The 6,041-nt window shown below is 65.0% G+C and carries 3 protein-coding genes and 2 pseudogenes; 2 read left to right on the forward strand and 3 right to left on the reverse strand.

Going from position 1 to position 6,041, the window contains the following annotated elements:
- The coding region (locus ACFTWP_RS39965) for an integrase core domain-containing protein (protein ID WP_380270107.1) at positions 1–454 on the forward strand (454 nt) is incomplete at its 5' end.
- 15 nt (positions 455–469) lie between these two features.
- Here the strand turns inward: ACFTWP_RS39965 and ACFTWP_RS39970 are convergent.
- From ACFTWP_RS39970 to ACFTWP_RS39980, 3 genes and pseudogenes are all read right to left on the reverse strand, one after another.
- A pseudogene (locus tag ACFTWP_RS39970) lies at positions 470–1,212 on the reverse strand (IS5 family transposase); the annotation flags it as partial.
- 71 nt (positions 1,213–1,283) lie between these two features.
- Positions 1,284–3,110 (reverse strand): reverse transcriptase domain-containing protein, encoded by a 1,827-nt coding sequence (locus tag ACFTWP_RS39975; protein WP_380270121.1) that lies wholly within the window; start codon positions 3,108–3,110, stop codon positions 1,284–1,286.
- Positions 3,111–3,639: 529 nt separating this feature from the next.
- A pseudogene (locus ACFTWP_RS39980) lies at positions 3,640–3,846 on the reverse strand (transposase); the annotation flags it as partial.
- Positions 3,847–4,193: 347 nt separating this feature from the next.
- On the opposite strand from ACFTWP_RS39980, the gene ACFTWP_RS39985 reads away from it, so the two are divergent.
- Positions 4,194–5,654 carry a hypothetical protein gene (locus tag ACFTWP_RS39985; RefSeq protein WP_380270108.1) on the forward strand — a complete coding sequence of 487 codons (1,461 nt, stop codon included), beginning with the start codon at positions 4,194–4,196 and terminating at the stop codon, positions 5,652–5,654.
- Positions 5,655–6,041 lie beyond the last annotated feature (387 nt).

The raw sequence follows: 6,041 nt of genomic DNA on the forward strand, positions 1-6,041 counted from the left end.
GCTCACACCCCAAGGCCCGGGAGGCGGAAGTGGCCTGGCGCCTGGGGACGTTCACGTGTACGCGGATGGGGAGTTAAAGCCGTACGCCGACACCGTGGCCTTCTGGCGACGGGCCCAGGCATTCTTCACCGGCCTCGGCATCACCGTTGAGCGCGTCCTGACCGACAACGGCTCCTGCTACAGGTCACACGCCTGGCACGAGGTCCTTGCCGCAGCCGGAATCGCCCACAAGCGAACCCGGCCCTACCGGCCCCAGACAAACGGCAAGGTCGAACGCTTCAACCGCACCCTGCTCGACGAATGGGCCTACCTGCAGCCCTACGCCAGCAACGCCGAACGCGCCGAGGCCCTCGAACCCTTCCTCCACACCTACAACCACCACCGCAGCCACACCGCCCTCGGAGGCCAACCCCCGATGACGCGCGTCAACAACCCCGCGGGTCAATACACCTAGGAGCTGTCCGGCCGATCATGTGCGGAGCCAGATGACGAGGGCAGCTGCGGTGACGGTGCCGAGGAACACGTAGCTGCGCTTGTCGTAGCGGGTGGCCACTGCGCGGTGGTTCTTGAGCTTGTTGATGGCCCGTTCGACGGTGTTGCGCTTCTTGTAGCGGTCCTCGTCGAAGCCGGGTGGCCGTCCGCCGCGTGAGCCTTTGCGCAGGCGGGCGGCCTGGCTGTCGGTCTTCTCTGCGATCGTGTGCGGGATGCCGCGACGTCGCAGGTATTCGCGGCAGGGGCGGTTGCTGTAGGCCTTATCTGCGGAGACGCTGTCGGGTTTCTTGCGGGGCCTGCCCGGTCCAAGGCGGGGAACGCGGATCTTCTCCAGCACCGGCTTGAACTGGGGGCTGTCGCCCCACTGTCCGGGCGTGACGATCAGGGACAGCGGGCGGCAGCGTCCGTCGGCGCTCAGGTGGATCTTGCTGGTGAAGCCGCCCCGCGAGCGGCCCAGTCCCTCACCTCCTGCACCACCTCCGCCAGCCGGGCGACCAGGCTCTGCCATGGGGGTTCGGCCTGGTGTTCCGCCCCCTCGTCCCCCTTTGAAGCGGCAAGAGCGGGCGGCGGGTCATTGCGGGCGCCGGCCGCGTGCTGGTGCGCGCGCACGCTCGTCGAGTCGATCGAGACGTCCCAGTCGATGTCACCCGCGGCGTCGGCCGCGGCCTGGACCCGCTGCAACAGAAGCTCCCAGGTACCGTTCGCAGACCACAGCCGGTGTGAAGTAGGCCGCCGGCGAGGTGCTCGTGGCGCGAGTCCTTTTCCGACGGCCCCTTCCCGAACGGTGCGGGCTAGTTTCCCAGCACACCGCTCTCCAGTGACGCTCTTCGAGTGGACGAAGAAGCCCGTCCGGCGTGGATTCCGTTGTGACACGCCTGGCAGACCACCAGGGTCTTTCGCCTGCGCGACGCCATAATCAACGCCCACACTGGACGGGCGGGCCGACCCGGCTTGTTCAGGTCTGCGAGCTTGCGGATATGGTGAACCTCCACCCTTTCCGTTGACCCGCACATCTCGCACGTGTCGGCCAAGAGCCGTTTGACGAGTTCGTTCCTTCCGAAATACGTCATAGGCAGCGGCTCCTTGTCGGTGACTTCCGTCGTGCGCTGCCGCTTCAAGGGGATGCCCCCGAAGCGGGCCACCAGTGGTTTCTTGTCGGCGCCTCGTGAGACTCTCACCTCGAAGCATGTTCGCGGACCGTCCGGAGTGGCGACGACCGCTTTATATTTCCGAGCCATCCGCGTTGCGGAGGTTCGATGCTTGGAGGCGAGCGTCTTGAGCATGGATGTCTCCATGACCCAGCGAAGACGCGATAGGCGTGAGACATCCTGCGCCAGCAAGTAGTACTGAACGAGTCCACGGTACTCAGCTTGGTATGCAGCGACGATTGAGAAGTCGCTGTCATGGAGGAGTACTCCGCGCTGGTAGGGTTTCCCGTTTCGCATGTACGGCGCGCACCGCTGTCGGACTAACTCCTGCGGCACGAACAGCCCAATGATGCCGTTGGCTGAACGGCGAGGGCCGGTGAGTTTCGTGTCGCACCGCTGTGCTTTGACCTCGTAGCCGAGGAAGCGCGCCGCCTGGCTGGAGGCGTGCGTGATGAGAGTCTTTGGTTCAGAGAGGCTCAGCTTCAGGTCAGCATGAAGGAACTCTCTGATCCGTGACTTGATCTCTTCGGCTTCGTTCTTCGGCCCAGCAAACCCGAGTAGCCAGTCGTCAGCATATCTGACGTACCGAAGTCGGCGGAATCCCGGATCGTGCGGGTCCAAGCTCGGTAGCGAGCGCCGCTTGAGACGCAGCTCTCGTGCTGCGGCCTTGTCGCCGCGCGCTACCGCCCGCCACATCCGGGCATCCAGCCGATGGTATTCAGGGTGATGCCGCCTCTGCCTTCCTAGGTTGTAGTCCGGCAGTAGTTCCTGCTCAACGAACCGGTCCAGCCGGTCGAGGTAGATGTTGGACAGCACGGGCGAGACGACCCCGCCCTGTGGCGCGCCGCTGAGCGTGGCGTTCCACTGCCAGTCCTCCAGATACCCAGCACGAAGCATGCAGCGAATGAGCTGCACGAATCGGCCATCGTGGATCTTCTCCCCGAGGATCGTGAGCATGACCTCGTGATCCAAACCGCCGAAGCAATCAGAGATATCACCCTCGATGAACCAGCGTGTTCCAGTCCAGCTTTTCACTACCTCCTGCAGTGCCGTGTGGCATCCGCGACCGGTGCGAAAGCCGTGGGATCGGTCGGAGAACTGGACGTCGTAGTACGCCTCCAGCAAGAGGCGGACCACTTCGGCGACGAGTTTGTCCGACCACGTCGGCAAGCCGAGCGGGCGCTTCTTCTTCGAGTTTCCCTTCTTTTCGATGTATACCCGCTTGACCGGCGTCCACCGGTAGGACTCCGAACGGAGCCTCTCGATGATCGCGTCGATCTTCACTATCGACATTCCGTCGACCGTCTCCCCTGTGACTCCAGGCGTCATCGCACCGTTGTTCCGGTAGATGCGCCCGTACGCCACAAGAAAGAGATCCCTGTTGAACAGTTGCCTGTAGATCCTCTCCAGCGGCAAACCTCGCTTGCCGCGATCTCGAATGACGTCCAGTACTGTTCCAGCACTCTGCATTACGCATACCTCCCTCTCCTGGACGTCGTAATCACCTGTGCCCCTTCGCCCTGCGGTCCGGCTTTCCCGGCCTCCCTGGCAGGTCGTCACTCCTGCGACTACTACGGGCACTCCGTCACCATAGGACTCTCGTCCCGTAGGCGATCCCGTGGTACGTCTTTGTTGTACGTATCTAGCGCAACTTAGGTCGCCCACTCATTTCCTTAGCCGCCCTCATTGGGAGGCGTCTCCCATCCCGGAGGTGCCCAGCCAAACGACACATAGCCAGGCAGGATGAGAGCATCGGTTTCAGGTGCTGTTCCGATGGGTTTCTACTTGTGCCCCTGGAAATTAGGCTTTAAGCAATCCAGCTTTGACCATATTGCGCGGGCCTTGCGGCGCTCCGTCGTCATGCACCTTCAGATCGGCTACCGCTTTCCTGACATGCTACGGTCCCCTTTGGCTTTCACCGCCAGGTAAGTCAGGTGACCCAAGAACCTCCTCCGAGTTCATCCCGGATACTCCGGGGATCCAACAAAGCGCCTCACGGCGCACGGCGTTCGTAGACCGTCTTCCACGGTCCGAACCGCTCGGGCAGGTCACGCCACTGCACCCCGGTCCGCACTCGGTGCAAAATCCCGTCGATCACCTGCCGGTGGTCCCGCCACCGGCCGCAACGGCCATTGCTCACCGGAAGGAACGGCTGCAGCCGTTCCCACTCGGCATCCGACAAGTCACCACGCCGATCCCGCCCCATACCCAGACCAACGAGTGACACGCGAGCCAGTCACATGATCGGCCGGACAGCTCCTAGCCGGCCGCCGGCTGGATCCACCGCGCCCTCGGCCGCCCCTGACACCGCGTCTGGGCCTGGGAGCGGCGAAGTCCGGTCCCAGGCCCAGACGCAACCTCCCAGGAATGCCCAACGGGAGGCACGTCCAGCCACTAGCGCGAGCACGTCAACTGCGTTGCAGGTTAACGAAATAGCGTGCTCGCGGAGACCCTTGATGGATATCCTCGGAGAGCCTCACCCGGGGAGGCTCGCTCTACTTGCCGCCGCTGATGCCCCCGCGGAGAGCCACCTCAACCCACGAAGGAGATTCCGTGAGCGCTGACGCCCCGCAGAACCTGCCCGCATCCACCGAGCGGAAGGATCTGGTGAGTGCCGCACGCGCTGATCTGGTGGCGTTCGAAGAGTTCATACTCTCGGTGCTCAACGAGTGGGGTCTGCCGACCGACAACATCATCGTCAGCCCCGGGGACCGCCACGTCCTGCTCAAGAACACCCCGGACATCCTCGGCGAGCTCGACGCCACGCAGCTGGCACGGTCCCCCTACATCTCCAAGATGATCCTCGCCGGAGCCGCCGGCCTGTTCGACGCCGCCCTGAGCTATCTCTGGGACGAGACGATCACCCAGCTGCGGGACCGGGTGGCAGACTTCGACGTGGCCTACTTCTTCGACCTCGCCGAGAGCGACCCGGCCCGTCGGGCGGCACTTCAGACCCGCGACGACCTCTCCAAGATCAACGACGCCGCGTTGCTGGACGCTGCCAAGAAGATCCAGCTCATCAGCGATGTCGCTCACCATCAGCTGACCCACATCAACTACATGCGGAACCACGCGAGTGCCGCGCATCCCAACGTCGAGAAGCTGACAGGCCTGAAGCTCGCCGACTGGTTGCAGACCTGCATCCGGGAGGTCATGCAGCTCAAGACGCGGCCTGTCGTCGCGGAGATCGGCAGGCTTCTCTACAACGTCAAGGCGGCGGCGCTCGCCGAGGCCGAGCTGAAGAACGCGGCCACCTTCTTCGACGGACTCCCTCATGAGCAGGCCAACAACCTGGCCAACGGGCTGTTCGGCATCTACACCCCGCCCACGGCAGACCCGCATGTCCTGGACAACGTCCGACTGCTCTGGCCCGAGCTCTGGCCGTTCGTCAGCGAGGACACTCGCCGCGAGCTTGGAGTCAAGCTCGCGCGCTTCCGAGCCAACGCAGACAAGGACCGAGCCGACCGGGCCAAGGAGCTCTTGGAGCTGGTCGACGGCGGAGCGGCCTACCTTCCCGAGTCTGACCGACTCGTGGAGATCCAGGAGGCCCTGGATGACCTCCTCCGGGCTCACCAGGGAATGAACAACTTCTACGAGGAGCCGCCGGTCGCACGGCGCCTCCGCGACGTCGTCGGCCGCCACGGCGAGGTGCCCGAGCTCCTGACAGCCCCCTACGTCGCCACGCTCGTGAACGTCTTCCTGACGAACGGCTACGGCACCGCCTGGAACGCCGAGCCCTACTACACCGAGCTCATCAAGCGGTTCGACGGACCGCAGGCCGCATACGCGCTCCGCTCCTTCGCCTTCCAGTCGATCATCCCGAAGCTGGGGGACACGCTGCCGCGGCAGAAGTGGGTCGAGCTGGTGGAACTCGTGGCACCCAAGCTCACCGAGCGGGAGGACCGCGTCCTGCTTGAGCGTGTCCGGGCCTTCACGGGCACTCCCGACAAGCTCCGCGCGGACACGAAGATCGCCGCACAGCTCAAGGTCTGGCGCGAGGCAAAGGGATTCTGACCTCCATCGGGGATCAGCCTGCGGGCTTCGACAGCCGCGGCACCGTCGGCTCCTCCTCCCCGCGCAGGCGAGGGTCAGCCGGCCCGGCCGGGGCGGGCAAACGGCGCGTAGCGCCCCCGTCTCCTTCGTTCGGGGTTGCCCCATGGCGATGGCGGCCTCAGGAACCCCCGGCTCCGCTCGCCGCCGAGTCCAGATACAGGTCGCTGACCAGCACGAATCCAGGTGGGGAAATGGTTTGTGTCCCCCCTCGGACACCGAATGACGGCCTACGGGCGTCAGCGGAAGTGGGGGGGGGGGGGGTCATACACCGCCCCGGCACGCAAACCCGGCCCGGGGGGCCCGGGGGGGGGGGTGGGGAGCCCCGCCGCCCCGCGCCCCGGGGCGGGG

It is taken from the genome of Kitasatospora sp. NPDC057015 (assembly GCF_042673745.1).
GTDB lineage: Bacteria > Actinomycetota > Actinomycetes > Streptomycetales > Streptomycetaceae > Kitasatospora.